Source organism: Citrobacter freundii complex sp. 2024EL-00216 (genome assembly GCF_043945515.1).
Taxonomy (GTDB): Bacteria; Pseudomonadota; Gammaproteobacteria; order Enterobacterales; family Enterobacteriaceae; genus Citrobacter; species Citrobacter portucalensis.
In genome coordinates this window covers 162,526-177,721 of record NZ_JBIMRA010000004.1, presented here as the reverse complement: position 1 = coordinate 177,721, position 15,196 = coordinate 162,526, and the positions used below count along the sequence as shown (strand labels likewise).

General features: G+C 52.3%; 13 protein-coding genes. 7 read left to right on the top strand and 6 right to left on the bottom strand.

Annotated features, from left to right (window positions below; translation table 11 throughout):
• Positions 1-14: 14 nt before the first annotated feature.
• Positions 15-1,670 (bottom strand): HTH-type transcriptional regulator SgrR, encoded by a 1,656-nt coding sequence (gene sgrR / locus ACHHZ7_RS06875; protein WP_057067388.1) that lies wholly within the window; start codon positions 1,668-1,670, stop codon positions 15-17.
• Positions 1,671-1,769: 99 nt separating this feature from the next.
• Between sgrR and sgrT the strand changes: the two genes are divergently transcribed.
• The 5 genes from sgrT (at position 1,770) to ACHHZ7_RS06850 (ending at position 6,645) form a co-directional block, all read left to right on the top strand.
• The gene (gene sgrT, locus ACHHZ7_RS06870; protein ID WP_060682757.1) at positions 1,770-1,898 is read left to right on the top strand and encodes a glucose uptake inhibitor SgrT; all 129 of its coding nucleotides are present in this window, start codon (positions 1,770-1,772) and stop codon (positions 1,896-1,898) included.
• A gap of 108 nt (positions 1,899-2,006) precedes the next feature.
• Positions 2,007-3,185: a sugar efflux transporter gene (locus ACHHZ7_RS06865; RefSeq protein ID WP_060682756.1), complete on the top strand. Its 1,179-nt coding sequence runs from the start codon at positions 2,007-2,009 to the stop codon at positions 3,183-3,185.
• Positions 3,186-3,463: 278 nt separating this feature from the next.
• Positions 3,464-4,228: a gluconate 5-dehydrogenase gene (gene idnO, locus ACHHZ7_RS06860; protein WP_008786186.1), complete on the top strand. Its 765-nt coding sequence runs from the start codon at positions 3,464-3,466 to the stop codon at positions 4,226-4,228.
• Positions 4,229-4,286: 58 nt separating this feature from the next.
• Entirely contained in the window at positions 4,287-5,570 is a 1,284-nt protein-coding gene (locus ACHHZ7_RS06855; RefSeq protein ID WP_003829574.1) for an MFS transporter, read from the top strand.
• An 82-nt stretch (positions 5,571-5,652) separates the two neighbouring features.
• Positions 5,653-6,645, top strand: a complete 993-nt coding sequence (locus tag ACHHZ7_RS06850) for a LacI family DNA-binding transcriptional regulator (protein ID WP_032944294.1) — start codon at positions 5,653-5,655, stop codon at positions 6,643-6,645.
• 45 nt (positions 6,646-6,690) lie between these two features.
• On the opposite strand, the gene leuD is transcribed toward ACHHZ7_RS06850, so the two are convergent.
• From leuD to leuL, 5 genes are all read right to left on the bottom strand, one after another.
• Positions 6,691-7,296 (bottom strand): 3-isopropylmalate dehydratase small subunit, encoded by a 606-nt coding sequence (leuD, locus tag ACHHZ7_RS06845; RefSeq protein WP_003829572.1) that lies wholly within the window; start codon positions 7,294-7,296, stop codon positions 6,691-6,693.
• A 10-nt stretch (positions 7,297-7,306) separates the two neighbouring features.
• Positions 7,307-8,707 carry a 3-isopropylmalate dehydratase large subunit gene (leuC, locus tag ACHHZ7_RS06840; RefSeq protein WP_048227098.1) on the bottom strand — a complete coding sequence of 467 codons (1,401 nt, stop codon included), beginning with the start codon at positions 8,705-8,707 and terminating at the stop codon, positions 7,307-7,309.
• A gap of 2 nt (positions 8,708-8,709) precedes the next feature.
• Positions 8,710-9,801: a 3-isopropylmalate dehydrogenase gene (leuB, locus tag ACHHZ7_RS06835; protein WP_003829570.1), complete on the bottom strand. Its 1,092-nt coding sequence runs from the start codon at positions 9,799-9,801 to the stop codon at positions 8,710-8,712.
• A complete protein-coding gene (gene leuA / locus ACHHZ7_RS06830; RefSeq protein ID WP_008786191.1) occupies positions 9,801-11,372 on the bottom strand; it encodes a 2-isopropylmalate synthase in 1,572 nt (523 codons plus the stop codon). Before leuA ends, leuB begins: the two co-directional genes overlap by 1 nt.
• Before the next feature lie 90 nt (positions 11,373-11,462).
• Positions 11,463-11,549, bottom strand: coding sequence for a leu operon leader peptide (gene leuL, locus ACHHZ7_RS06825; RefSeq protein WP_048998978.1), 87 nt, complete (start codon positions 11,547-11,549; stop codon positions 11,463-11,465).
• Positions 11,550-12,203: 654 nt separating this feature from the next.
• Between leuL and leuO the strand changes: the two genes are divergently transcribed.
• Complete coding sequence (gene leuO, locus ACHHZ7_RS06820) at positions 12,204-13,151, top strand: transcriptional regulator LeuO (RefSeq protein ID WP_020996231.1); 948 nt, start codon at positions 12,204-12,206, stop codon at positions 13,149-13,151.
• A 318-nt stretch (positions 13,152-13,469) separates the two neighbouring features.
• Positions 13,470-15,194 carry an acetolactate synthase 3 large subunit gene (ilvI, locus tag ACHHZ7_RS06815; RefSeq protein WP_020996230.1) on the top strand — a complete coding sequence of 575 codons (1,725 nt, stop codon included), beginning with the start codon at positions 13,470-13,472 and terminating at the stop codon, positions 15,192-15,194.
• Positions 15,195-15,196: the final 2 nt, after the last annotated feature.

The window sequence follows — 15,196 nt, the reverse complement described above, 5'->3', positions numbered from 1 at the left end:
ATCAAGAGCCGGATCTAAGGATCCGGCGGAGCAAACCACGCCGATTTAAAATCAAACCAGCCGAGGGTATTCATGCGCAGCCCGCGCATACTGCGCTGTCCCTGAATGATCAGCCAGTGGTGGATTAATGGCACAATGGCCTTTGTGGCGAGCAACTGTTGGCACCATGCTGCCAGGCTCATTTCGCCCGTTCGCCAGCGAGCCGCATCGTTTTCCCAGTCACGCGAGATACAGTTTTGCAGCAAAGGGACTTCGCACAAATGGGCGAACAGTGAGAAGTCCAGCGGGAGGGTAAAGTTGGCGCTGTTGAGCCAGATATCGCTGACGATTTCACCTGCATGCCATTGATCGTAGTCGATCTCCTGAATATTCAACTGTACCTGATGCTGCGCCAGCAACGTTTTCATGATCTGCGCGATAATCCGGTGTTCGATATGATCGCGATAGTAGGTGATCGTCAGCGTTTCCAGCCCGGCGGGTTTTTCACCATGGCCAGGTTTGGCGTGATGCCAGCGGGGAAGCAAACCGTAGGCGGGAAACCACAACCGCTGGTACTGTTCATCGGCGTGGCAGATTAAATTCGTTGGCGAGAGAACGCGGCTTGCCCACTCGCGAACCTCCTGGTTCGCGCCACGGTGGCTACGCGCATCAAACAACAGGTAGTAGCAACCTTCTTCGAGGCGGCTTTCGATCGCCTTTTCATCCTCTGTTGGACCTTTTAGCGTCAACCCGCCGCCAGGCTCTTCTCCGATGTCGGGTAATACCCAAACGTTAACTTCGTCAATCAGCGCCCGGTAGCCAAAGTAATCATCAAATGCATGAATTTTCAGTTGGTTATTGGTATTGCGCATTACCGCATACGGACCGGTACCAATCGGGTGGCTGGAAAAGTTGTTTAGCGTTTCCCATTCTCGCGGCAGGATCATGGCGGGGACCTGCCCCAATAGCCAGGGAAGCCAGCGATCTGGCTGGGCCAGATGGATATCCAGCGTCCAGGCCGTGGGAGAGACGATCTGCGTGATGTGTGAGTACAGTGGTAGGGCGTTAATGCGCCTCAGCGAGGCGATAACATCTTCCATTTCCAGCTCGCGGCCATGATGAAAATGGATCCCCGGGCGCAGGAAGAATCGCCAATGCAAAGGTGAAATTTGCTGCCAGTGATGGGCAATGTCCGCTTCCAGTTCCCCATTTTCCTCATTTACCCGAATTAAGGCACTGAAAATTTGGCGGGCGATATGGGTTTCGGAGCGGCGTAATGCCGTACCGGGGAGCAGGTTGTGCATCGGGCGATAATAGAGAACGCGCATGATATGCCGACCCTGGCGAAAGCTGCGGCCAAGGTGGGAGACCAGCATTTGCCGTACGGCCGTTTTGTCACCGACAAGCTGCACTAGTTGATCGATGCGATCCTGTTCCAGTAGGTCTTCCGCGCGCTGCTGCTGGAGCGCCAGCCCGGTATAGAGGAATGTCAGTCGCGAGCGTTTACCTCGTCCAACTTCAGCTTCCCACGTTAACCAGCCACGATCCTGCATGGTATTAAGCAGCGTACGCATATGGCGGCGCGAGCAGCTCAGCAGATCCGCCAGCTCGTTGAGCGTCGTTTCTTGCGTCTTGCCGTCACAGCATTGCCACAGACGGATGAACTGTTGTTGCAAACGACCAGAAGACATAAAAGGGGAACTCCTGCGGAAAACTCAGCAATTTTATAATCCCTATATTAAGCCAATAATAGATTCCGATGAAGCGATGAGACAACGAAGGGGTCATCTATGCGTCAGTTCTGGTTGAAGTACTTTACCGCGACAGAAAAATCGTCCTGGTTGGCTTGCCCGAGTGCCCCGCAGCGCTTAAATATGCTCGAAGAGCTGATGCAGTGGGAGATGACATCTGACTCCTGAATTGGAAATTGCAGACATCATGTGTGACTGAGTATTGGTGTTAATCGCCGCGCCAGCAGGTATCATCTGCTGGCTTTTTTCGTTTCAGCTGCGCTTAAAAGGAAAGATATGCTCTGGATTATGACCATGGGACGGCGCCTCAACGGCGTTTACGCGGCATTTATGCTGGTCGCTTTTATGATGGGCGTGGCGGGGGCATTGCAGGCACCCACGCTGAGTCTGTTCCTGAGCCGTGAAGTCGGGGCGCAGCCATTTTGGGTCGGGCTGTTTTACACCGTCAATGCGATTGTCGGGATCGTCGTCAGCCTTGGCCTCGCGAAACGATCCGACAGCCAGGGCGATCGACGTAAGTTGATCATGTTCTGCTGCCTGATGGCAATTGGCAATGCGTTGCTGTTTGCCTTTAATCGTCACTATCTTACGCTGATCACCTGCGGTGTGCTGCTGGCCTCGCTGGCGAACACCGCCATGCCGCAGCTGTTTGCGCTGGCGCGGGAATATGCTGATAACTCCGCGCGTGAAGTGGTGATGTTTAGCTCGGTGATGCGTGCGCAGCTTTCATTGGCCTGGGTAATTGGCCCACCGCTGGCTTTTATGCTGGCGCTGAATTACGGCTTTACGGCGATGTTTTCCATTGCCGCAGGGATTTTTGCCATTAGCCTGGTGCTGATTGCGCTGATACTGCCGTCAGTTGCTCGGGTGGAGCAGCCTGTAGACGTGCCGCTGGAACAGACCGGCGGTTGGCAGGACAAAAATGTACGCATGTTGTTTATTGCCTCCACGCTGATGTGGACCTGCAACACCATGTACATCATCGATATGCCGCTGTGGATAAGCCTCGAACTGGGCTTGCCGGACAAGCTGGCCGGGATTTTAATGGGGACGGCGGCTGGACTGGAAATTCCGGCGATGATTCTTGCGGGCTATTACGTGAAGCGCTTTGGCAAACGGCGAATGATGATCGCGGCCGTCGCGGCAGGCGTGCTGTTTTATCTTGGTTTGATCTTCTTTCACAGCCGTACGGCGCTGCTGGTGCTGCAACTGTTTAACGCGATATTTATCGGTATTATCGCCGGGATAGGCATGCTGTGGTTTCAGGATCTGATGCCCGGACGTGCGGGCTCAGCGACCACATTATTTACCAACAGTATTTCAACGGGAGTCATTCTGGCAGGGGTGATTCAGGGGGCTGTTGCGCAAAGCTACGGTCACTATGCCGTCTATTGGGTGATTGCGGTGATTTCGGTGGTGACGCTGTGGATGACCGGGCGGGTGAAGGATGTTTAGTCCGGTGCAGTCCCGGCGTTGCAGTGCCCGACCGGACGACATTTCGTATTCGCTTTTGTCGTTTTTGTAGGCCGGATAAGGCGTTTACGCCGCCATCCGGCAACCTGTCCTTACGGCCTGATCGCGTTACGCTTATCAGGCCAATCCCTCTTTTTTTCATCTTGCACGTAAATGCAATGTTGATCACATAACGATCATTTTCCTCTTCCTGGATCTTCTTTTTTCTACTGTTACGCGTATACAGTTACGCGTAACAGTTATTAAAAAAGGAGTTTTTTATGAAGAACCTATTCGACCTGACCGGTAAACGCGCGCTGATTACCGGTTCCGCTCAGGGCATTGGTAACCTGCTGGCCAACGGTCTGGCGGCGCACGGTGCTGAGATTGTGATTAACGATATTACCCAGCAGCGCGCTCAGGCGGCGGCGGACAAACTGGTTGCCGAAGGCTATCGCGCCGTTGGCTATGGATTTGATGTCACCAACGGGGAAGAGGTTGCGCGCGCCATCGCGCAAATCGAAAAGGAAGTTGGGGCCATTGATATTTTAATTAACAACGCCGGAATTCAGCGTCGTTTTCCCTTCACCGAATTCCCGGAGGCTGAATGGGACAAAGTGATTGATGTAAACCAGAAATCGGTCTTTCTGGTGTCGCAGCAGGTTTCCCGCTACATGGTGCAACGCCGCCGCGGGAAGATTATTAATATCTGCTCAATGCAAAGCGAATTAGGTCGTAAAACCATTACTCCATATGCGGCGTCAAAAGGCGCGGTCAAAATGTTAACCCGTGGCATGTGCGTGGAGCTGGCGGAATACAATATTCAGGTCAACGGCATTGCTCCCGGCTATTTCGCCACCGACATGACCACCGCGCTGGTCAACGATGAAGCATTCTCCGCCTGGCTGTTCCAGCGCACGCCCGCCGCTCGCTGGGGTAACCCGGAGGAGCTGATCGGCGCGGCGGTTTATCTTGCCGCGCCCGCTTCTGACTTTGTGAATGGGCATCTTCTGTTTGTGGACGGCGGCATGCTGGCCGCGGTCTGATCAATAATGGGCCGCAACGCGCGGCCTGAGCGATAAAACAATAATCCAAGGAGTGAGTATGAATATGCTCGCAAAACTGCCAGCGCGTCGCTGGTGGTATTTAATGCCGATTATTTTTATTACCTACAGCTTAGCTTATCTCGACCGCGCCAATTACGGCTTTGCCGCTGCCGCCGGTATTGAACATGACTTAGGGATTACTCAGGGAACAGCATCGTTAATTGGCGCGTTATTCTTCCTGGGCTATTTCTTTTTCCAGGTGCCGGGCGCGATGTACGCCGTAAAGCATAGCGTGCGCAAAATGATTTTTTACAGCCTGATCCTTTGGGGGCTTTGTGCCGCGGCGACCGGCTTTGTCAGCAATATCCCAACGCTGATGGCGATCCGCTTTATTCTCGGCATCGTCGAAGCGGCAGTGATGCCCGCGATGCTGATTTATATCAGCAACTGGTTTACCAAAACTGAACGCTCGCGCGCCAACACCTTTTTAATTCTCGGCAACCCGGTCACAGTGCTGTGGATGTCGATAGTCTCCGGCTACCTGATTGAAGCCTGGGGCTGGCGCGAAATGTTTATTATCGAAGGTATCCCGGCGGTGATCTGGGCGTTCTGCTGGGTGATTCTGGTACGCGACAAACCGGCGGATGCGGGCTGGTTGAGCGAGCAGGAGAAACAGGCATTACAGCAGGCGATGGATCGCGAGCAGCGCGACATCAAACCGATGCGTAACTACGGTGAAGCGATGCGTTCACGCAGCGTCATTATGCTTTGCGCGGTGCATGCGCTGTGGAGCATCGGGGTGTATGGCTTCATGATGTGGATGCCGTCAATCCTCAAAAATGCGGCGCAGATGGACATCGTGGCGGTGGGCTGGCTGGCAGCGGTACCGTATCTGGCGGCGATCTGCCTGATGCTGACCGTCTCCTGGCTGTCCGATAAGTTCCAGAACCGTAAGCTGTTTATCTGGCCGCTGCTGTTGATTGCCGCCATCGCGTTCTTTGCCTCGTGGCTGTTGGGCAACCAGTCCTTCTGGCTCTCCTACGCGCTGCTGGTTGTGGCCGCCGCCTGTATGTATGCGCCTTACGGGCCGTTCTTTGCGCTGATCCCCGAACTGCTGCCACGCAACGTCTCCGGCGTGTCGATGGGGATGATCAACAGTTTTGGCGCGTTAGGGGCATTCCTCGGCGCGTGGCTGGTGGGTTACCTCAACGGTGTGACCGGCGGGCCGGGCGTCTCCTACACCTTCATGGCGATTGCTCTGCTGGCGTCGGTGGTGCTGATGTACTGCGTTCGTGCGCAAAATGAAACCACGTCGCCGTCGGCTGAGATGGCTACGCGTTAAGGTTGAGCGAGGAGTGCAGTCGCTAACCGGCTGTGATAAGGTTCTCTGCGAGCATAATGGGCTGTTGGTCGTAGAGAACCTCATGAAAAACAATCGGATGACATTACAGGATATCGCTAATCTGGCCGGGCTGAATAAGATGACGGTCAGCCGTTATCTGCGTGATCCGAATCAGGTGTCGCAACGAAGCCGCGAATTGATTTCGAAAGTGATGGAAGAGAACAACTACATCCCCAACCGCGCCCCGGAAATTCTGCTCAACGCACGCAGCAAAACCATTGGTGTGCTGATCCCCTCGTTTCGTAATCAGATCTTTGCCGACGTGCTGGCAGGGATTGAATCAGTCACCTCGGCCTGCCAGTACCAGACGCTGATCGCCAACTACGAATATGATGCCGAGCGTGAAGAACGCGAGGTGCTGAACCTGCTCTCTTACAATATCGACGGCCTGATCCTCACGGGAAAGCTGCATACAGAGCGAATGATCCAGTACGTGCGCGCCAGTGGCGTACCGGTGGCGGAACTGATGGATATTAGCGGCCAGTATCTTGATATTCAGGTTGGGTTTGATAACGAAAAAGCCGCGTTTGAAATGACGCAGGCTTTTATCGACAGCGGTAAACGCAGCATTGCTTTCTTTGGCTCGATGGATGACCCCCGAGACCTTAGCCGTTTTCGCGGCACCGAGAAAGCGCTGGCGGCGCAGGGACTGGAAGCGTACCACCTGGCGCCAAAGACTATTTCGTCGGTGGCGCTGGGCCGCAAGATGTTCCAGCAGGCGATGGCGGAAAAGCCGGATATTGACGCTATTTTCTGTACCAACGATGACCTGGCGGTTGGCGCGCTGCTGGAGTGTCAGGCACAGCAGTACGATGTGCCGGGAAAAATGGCGATTGCCGGTTTCCACGGGCTGGAAATTGGCCGTGCGCGGCTGCAAAAAATCGCCAGTGTGATTACGCCACGCTTTGAGATTGGCAAAACGGCGGCGGATATTCTGATTAAGCGTTTGAACGGGAAAGATGCGCCGGGCAGCGTCAATCTTGGCTACCAAATCTATTACGGCGATACGCTTTAGGCGAAGAGAAAGGGCTGGCCACCGCGCGGTGACCAGCGGAAGAGATTACTGCATAAATGCTGGCTGCTTGTCTTCGTACTCGGTGATGGCCGCTTCATGCTGCAGCGTCAGCCCGATGCTGTCCAGACCGTTCAGCATGCAGTGGCGGCGGAAGTCGTCGATTTTAAAGCTGTAGGACTTATCGCCTGCTTTCACCACCTGCGCTTCCAGATCCACTTCAAATTTAATGCCCGGATTGGCTTTCACCAGCGCGAACATTTCATCAACCTGCGCGTCGCTCAGGGTCACCGGCAACAGTTGGTTATTGAAACTGTTGCCGTAGAAGATGTCGGCGAAGCTTGGTGCGATCACCACTTTAAAGCCGTAATCGGTCAGTGCCCACGGCGCATGTTCGCGTGAAGAGCCGCAGCCAAAGTTTTCCCGTGCGAGCAGAATTGATGCCCCTTTATATTCCGGGAAGTTTAAAACGAACTCAGGATTCGGCTGTTGGCCCTTTTCGTCCAGGAAACGCCAGTCGTTAAACAGATGGGCGCCAAAACCGGTGCGCGTAACCTTCTGCAAAAACTGTTTAGGGATAATTGCGTCGGTATCAACGTTGGCGGCATCCAGTGGGACAACCAGGCCGGTATGCTGGGTAAATTTCTCTGCCATGGTAGTTTCCTTATTTGATGCTGCGAATGTCGGCAAAATGACCGGTAACGGCGGCAGCGGCGGCCATTGCCGGGCTGACTAAATGCGTGCGACCACCGCGGCCCTGACGGCCTTCAAAATTACGGTTGCTGGTGGATGCGCAGCGTTCGCCTGGGTTCAGGCGGTCATTGTTCATCGCCAGGCACATGGAACAGCCCGGTAAACGCCATTCAAAACCGGCTTCGATAAAGATCTTATCCAGACCTTCTGCTTCCGCCTGCGCTTTCACCGGACCAGAGCCCGGCACCACCAGTGCCTGCACGCCCGGCGCAACTTTGCGCCCTTTGGCGATTTCTGCCGCGGCGCGTAAATCTTCAATACGCGAGTTGGTGCAGGAACCGATGAACACTTTATCGATAGCCACTTCCGTTAACGGAATACCCGGTTTCAGCCCCATATACGCCAGCGCTTTTTCAGCTGATGCACGCTCAACGGGATCGGCAAATGACGCCGGGTCGGGAATATTATCGTTCACCGAGATGACCTGACCCGGGTTTGTTCCCCAGGTGACCTGCGGAGCGATCTCTTCTGCCTGCAGGGTAACGACGGTATCAAACGTCGCGTTGTCGTCGGTTTTCAGGGTTTTCCAGTATGTAACCGCGTGGTCAAAATCCTCGCCCTTCGGTGCGTGTAAACGACCCTGCACATAGTTAAAGGTCGTTTCATCCGGTGCGACCAGACCCGCTTTGGCGCCCATTTCAATGGCCATATTGCACAGGGTCATCCGGCCTTCCATGCTCAATGCACGGATAGCTTCGCCACAAAACTCAACCACGTGTCCGGTACCGCCTGCGCTACCGGTTTTACCGATAATCGCCAGCACGATATCTTTGGCGGTAATGCCAGGGGCTGCTTTACCGTTGACTTCAATCTTCATGGTTTTGGCGCGCCCCTGTTTCAGGGTCTGCGTCGCCAGAACGTGTTCAACTTCAGAGGTGCCAATGCCAAACGCCAGTGCGCCGAACGCGCCGTGTGTAGCGGTGTGGGAATCGCCGCAGACGATGGTCATACCCGGCAACGTCACGCCTTGTTCTGGCCCCATCACGTGAACGATACCCTGATACGGATGGTTCAGGTCGTACAGCTCGACGCCAAATTCGTTACAGTTCTTAATCAGCTCCTGCATCTGGATGCGCGCCATCTCACCCGACGCGTTGATATCTTTGGTCTGGGTAGAGACGTTGTGATCCATGGTGGCAAAGGTTTTACCTGGCTGGCGCACCTGACGGCCATGCGCGCGCAGACCATCAAACGCCTGCGGAGAGGTCACTTCATGCACCAGATGCCTGTCGATGTACAACAGTGGGGTTTCGTTTTGCGCCTCAAAGACGACGTGCGCATCAAACAATTTTTCGTACAACGTTTTGGCCATGATTACACCCCTTCTGCGACGTAACGGGCAATGATGTCGCCCATTTCATCGGTACTGACTGCGGCAGCGCCACGGGCTAAGTCACCGGTGCGAATGCCTTCTTCTAATGCGCGGTTGATGGCGCTCTCAATTGCGGTTGCCGCATCATTGGCATCCAGGCTGTAGCGCAGTAGCAGCGCCAGCGACAGGATCTGGGCGATAGGGTTGGCAATATTTTTCCCTGCGATGTCCGGAGCGGAGCCGCCAGCAGGCTCGTACAAACCGAAGCCCTGCTCATTCAGGCTGGCGGACGGTAACATGCCCATTGAACCGGTGATCATGGCGCACTCATCAGACAGAATGTCACCAAACAGGTTAGAGCACAGCAACACGTCGAACTGGGATGGATCTTTAATTAATTGCATAGTCGCGTTGTCGATGTACATATGCGCCAGTTCAACGTCCGGGTATTCATTAGCAATTTCATTGACGATTTCGCGCCACAGAATAGACGTTTGCAGTACGTTAGCTTTATCAATCGAGGTAACTTTACGGCGACGTTTGCGAGCGGATTCAAACGCGATACGCGCAATACGTTCGATCTCGAAACGGTGATAAACCTCGGTATCAAAGGCTTTTTCATGTTGTCCGCTGCCTTCGCGGCCTTTTGGTTGACCGAAGTAAATCCCGCCAGTCAGTTCGCGTACGCACAGGATGTCGAAACCGTTCGCGGCAATATCTGCGCGCAGAGGGCAAAACGCTTCCAGCCCCTGGTAGAGCTTAGCCGGGCGCAGGTTGCTGAATAATTTGAAGTGCTTACGCAATGGCAGCAGTGCGCCACGCTCTGGCTGCTGGTTTGGCGGTAAGTTTTCCCATTTCGGGCCGCCAACGGAGCCAAACAAAATGGCGTCAGCTTGTTCACAGCCTTCAACCGTTGCAGGTGGCAGCGGCTGACCGTGGTTATCGATCGCGGCACCACCCACGTCGTAGTGGCTGGTGGTAATGCGCATGTTAAAACGGTTACGGATTGCGTCCAGTACCTTCAGGGCTTGCGCCATCACTTCCGGGCCAATACCGTCACCCGGCAAAACAGCAATATGATAATTCTTCGACATCACACGGTTTCCTTGTTGTTCTCGTTGTTCTGAGCTTTGCGTTGCAATTCTTTTTCGACTTCTTCGGCGCGCCAGATGTTGTTCAGCACATGCACCATCGCTTTAGCAGAAGATTCGACGATATCCGTCGCCAGACCGACGCCGTGGAAACGACGACCGTTATAGTTGGCAACGATATCCACCTGACCCAGCGCATCTTTACCGTGCCCTTTGGCGGTCAGGCTGTATTTCACCAGTTCGATGTTGTACTCAGTTACACGGTTGATGGCCTGATAAATAGCATCGACCGGACCGTTACCGTTCGCCGCTTCGGCTTTGACTTCGTCACCGCAGGCCAGCTTGACGGAGGCGGTGGCGATGTCGTTTGAGCCGGACTGCACGCTGAAGTAATCCAGACGGAAATGCTCTGGTTCTTCCTGCTGTTTATTAATGAAGGCCAGCGCTTCCAGGTCGTAATCAAATACCTGACCTTTTTTATCCGCCAGTTTCAGGAATGCGTCATACAGGTTGTCCAGGCTGTATTCATTTTCTTTATATCCCATCTCATCCATACGGTGTTTCACCGCGGCGCGTCCGGAACGGGAGGTCAGGTTCAGCTGTACCTGGTTCAGACCAATGGATTCAGGCGTCATGATTTCGTAGTTTTCACGGTTTTTCAGTACGCCGTCCTGATGGATGCCGGAGGAGTGGGCAAAGGCGCCGCTACCGACAATGGCTTTGTTTGCCGGAATAGGCATGTTGCAGATTTGGCTGACTAACTGACTGGTACGCCAGATCTCCTGGTGATTGATGCGGGTCTGTACATTCAGGATATCTTTACGCACCTTGATCGCCATGATCACTTCTTCCAGTGAGCAGTTACCGGCGCGTTCGCCGATACCGTTCATCGCGCCTTCCACCTGACGCGCTCCGGCGTGAACGGCTGCCAGCGCGTTGCCGACGCCCAAACCTAAATCATCATGGGTGTGTACGGAGATGATGGCTTTATCGATATTTGGTACGCGTTCATACAGGCCAGAAATGATTGCCCCAAATTCGAAAGGCATGGTGTAACCGACGGTATCGGGGATGTTAATGGTTTTAGCACCCGCGTTAATGGCAGCTTCAACCACGCGAGCCAGATCGGCGATAGGGGTACGGCCTGCATCTTCGCAGGAGAACTCCACGTCATCGGTATAATTACGCGCACGCTTAACCATGTAGACCGCGCGCTCAATGACCTCATCCAGCGTACTGCGTAATTTCGTCGCGATGTGCATCGGCGAGGTGGCGATAAACGTATGAATACGGAAAGCTTCAGCGACTTTCAGCGATTCTGCTGCGACGTCGATATCTTTTTCTACGCAGCGTGCTAAGGCGCAAACGCGGCTGTTTTTAACCTGACGAGCAATGGTCTGAACTGACTCAAAGTCGCCCGGTGAAGAAACGGGGAAACCTACTTCCATCACGTCAACGCCCATACGCTCAAGGGCCAGCGCAATCTGCAGTTTTTCTTTCACACTCAGGCTTGCCTGTAACGCCTGTTCACCATCGCGTAAGGTGGTATCGAAAATAATGACTTGCTGGCTCATGGTTTAGGTCCTTGGTTTCTTAGGGCGCCTTGCTTCGAGCATAAAAAAACCCGCGCAACGGCGCGGGTTTTTGTCTTAACTGGAGCTGACTTAATGCTGAATGTCGTCCACCAGTCTACCGCGCAATGAAGATGCGTTTAGTAGTAGTAGACCGTTAAAACGAGCAATGTAAGTCATCAATTAAGCTCCAGGCGAATGCGATATGCTTTTAGTGGTACTGGATATGAAGACTGATGTCAACCCTCACCCCTGCAAATGCCTTACTTGAGGGGAGAAGTTTCTGCAAAACTTAAGCGAATTGTGCTGAATTTTGCGGAGTACATAAAATTAATCAGTTGATGGTTGTACATACTTTTCATGGTTTGACATATTTGAGCATAATTATTTGCATTTATTGTAACGGCGAACTGAAGAAAAGGTCGCTCTTGGGATTTCATATCTTTATGATTTGACTGTTTTTATAGTAATCGTGAATGGCTATGTGCGGTATGACTCCACATAATTGATAAATTAATGTTAACTTTTAATGTATTAATAATATAAACATTTAATTAAAACTTAAATACGTATTCACGATACGTATGATTGTATATTCGCCATGCTTATGGTTATATTGTTTTTGAAATTTAAACATATGAATCACCGTGCAGTGACACCTGCCACACTGCGCTCGCATTGGTTTTTTGTTCATTTAGGTTTGTACCTTTATGTTTTCCTAATTTTAATGTTTTTTCTTTTTCTCATCTTATATGTATGGTAAATCATATTAACGGAGATTATTTCTTCACTCCGTCTGGGAAAAGGGAGTTTAGAGTGACAGTGGAGTTAAATATGCCAGAAGTAAAAATAATAGATAAAACAAATATTATAGATATGGGGAAGCCACAGCTTCGCATGGTTGATCTTAATTTATTAACCGTCTTTGATGCGGTGATGCAAGAACAAAATATTACCCGTGCCGCGCATACTTTAGGAATGTCGCAACCTGCTGTCAGTAATGCGGTCGCGCGCCTGAAAGTGATGTTTAATGATGAGCTTTTTGTTCGTTATGGACGCGGTATCCAGCCGACAGCAAGAGCTTTCCAGCTATTTGGTTCTGTTCGCCAGGCATTGCAATTAGTGCAAAATGAACTGCCTGGATCGGGTTTTGAGCCAGCCAGCAGCGAGCGCGTATTCAATCTTTGCGTATGCAGCCCATTGGATAATATTCTGACGTCGTTGATTTATAATCGGGTTGAGCAAGTAGCGCCAAACATTCATGTCGTATTTAAATCTTCACTCAATCAAAATACAGAGCATCAATTACGTTACCAGGAAACAGAATTCGTTATTAGCTATGAAGAATTCCGTCGTCCTGAATTTACCAGTATTCCGTTATTCAATGACGAAATGGTGTTAGTCGCAAGTAAAAAGCATCCGCGCATTAGTGGTCCGTTACTGGAAAGCGATGTCTATAATGAACAGCATGCGGTGGTGTCACTTGATCGCTTCGCATCATTCAGCCAACCATGGTATGACACACCGGATAAACAATCCTGCGTAGCTTATCAGGGCATGGCATTAATTAGCGTTCTTAATATTGTGTCGCAAACGCATTTGGTCTCTATTGCGCCGCGTTGGTTAGCAGAAGAATTTGCCGATTCTTTAGAACTACAGATCTTACCTTTACCGTTAAAATTGAACAGCCGCACATGCTATCTTTCCTGGCATGAAGCCGCGGGCCGGGATAAAGGACATCAATGGATGGAAGAGCTGTTAGTCTCCGTTTGTAAGCAGTAGCACTCGGCAGAGTAAACCGGACAATACATCCTGTTTATTCTGCTTTTGTCTTTATAACTGAAATTTTATGCTGAACTCTATTTTTTACGTCTGTCCAAAAGTGTCAAAAAATAGAGTAATTGCTGTAAGTTCCCATTTTTAAGCGATTATTTATCATACTGATTGCTTATGCTGGTTTAATTCTCCGTTTATTCGCGTCTTTCCTCCTTTTTATTCTTATTTACTCCAGTGACACCCCTTCGGAGTCAATTGCCATGCGTCATCGTCAGCGGTTAATGTGTTGTTAAACCGTAATTCATTATAAGAGTGAGGCAAGCCATGGAGATGTTGTCTGGAGCCGAGATGGTCGTCCGATCGCTCATCGATCAGGGTGTGAAGCAGGTATTCGGTTATCCCGGGGGGGCCGTCCTCGATATTTATGATGCGCTGCATACGGTCGGTGGTATTGATCATGTGCTGGTCCGCCATGAACAAGCGGCGGTACATATGGCTGATGGCCTGGCGCGTGCCACGGGAGAAGTGGGGGTCGTATTAGTTACCTCCGGACCGGGGGCAACCAACGCGATTACCGGAATCGCAACGGCATACATGGATTCCATTCCGCTGGTGATCCTCTCCGGACAGGTCGCAACGTCGCTGATTGGCTACGATGCCTTCCAGGAGTGCGACATGGTAGGTATATCCCGCCCGGTGGTAAAACACAGCTTCCTGGTCAAACAAACGGAAGATATCCCACAGGTGCTGAAAAAAGCCTTCTGGCTGGCAGCAAGCGGTCGTCCTGGGCCGGTGGTGGTGGATTTGCCGAAGGATATTCTGAATCCGGCGAAGAAACTGCCTTATAGCTGGCCGGACTCGGTGAGTATGCGCTCGTATAATCCGACGACGACGGGACATAAAGGACAGATCAAACGGGCGCTACAGACGCTGGTCGCGGCGAAGAAACCGGTTGTCTATGTGGGCGGTGGCGCGGTCAATGCTGCTTGCCATGAGCAGTTAGCTCAGATTGCTGAAGCGCTGAATCTGCCGGTTGTCTCCTCGCTAATGGGGTTGGGCGCGTTTCCGGCCACACATCGTCAGGCGCTGGGCATGTTAGGGATGCACGGTACATACGAAGCGAATATGACCATGCATCATTCCGATGTGATCTTTGCTGTCGGCGTTCGTTTTGACGATCGAACGACGAATAACCTGGCAAAATATTGTCCGAATGCGACCGTGCTGCATATCGACATCGATCCGACCTCTATTTCTAAAACCGTTACTGCGGATATTCCGATTGTGGGTGATGCCCGTCTGGTGCTGGATCAAATGCTCGAACTGCTGGAGCAGGAGAAATCACAGCAGCCACTGGATGATAACCGTGACTGGTGGCAACAGATTGAGCACTGGCGCGCCCGTCAGTGTCTGAAATACGACACGCAAAGCGAAAGCATTAAGCCGCAGGCGGTGATTGAAACCATCTGGCGTCTGACGAAAGGGGAGGCGTATGTGACCTCTGACGTTGGCCAGCATCAGATGTTTGCCGCACTTTATTATCCGTTCGATAAACCGCGTCGCTGGATTAACTCAGGCGGCCTCGGCACGATGGGATTCGGTTTACCTGCGGCGTTAGGGGTGAAAATGGCATTGCCGGATGAAACGGTAGTGTGCGTCACCGGGGATGGCAGCATTCAGATGAACATCCAGGAGCTGTCGACGGCGCTGCAGTATGAACTGCCGGTGCTGGTGCTCAACCTTAACAACCGTTATCTCGGCATGGTCAAACAATGGCAGGACATGATCTACTCCGGGCGTCACTCCCAGTCTTACATGCAGTCGCTGCCCGATTTTGTGCGCCTTGCTGAGGCTTATGGGCATATCGGTATCCAGATTAATCATCCAGATGAACTGGAGAGCAAGCTGGGTGAAGCGCTGGAGCATGTGCGTAACCATCGCCTGGTGTTTGTCGACGTCACCGTCGACGGCAGTGAGCATGTCTACCCGATGCAGATTCGTGGGGGCGGGATGGATGAAATGTGGCTAAGCAAAACGGAGAGGACCTGATT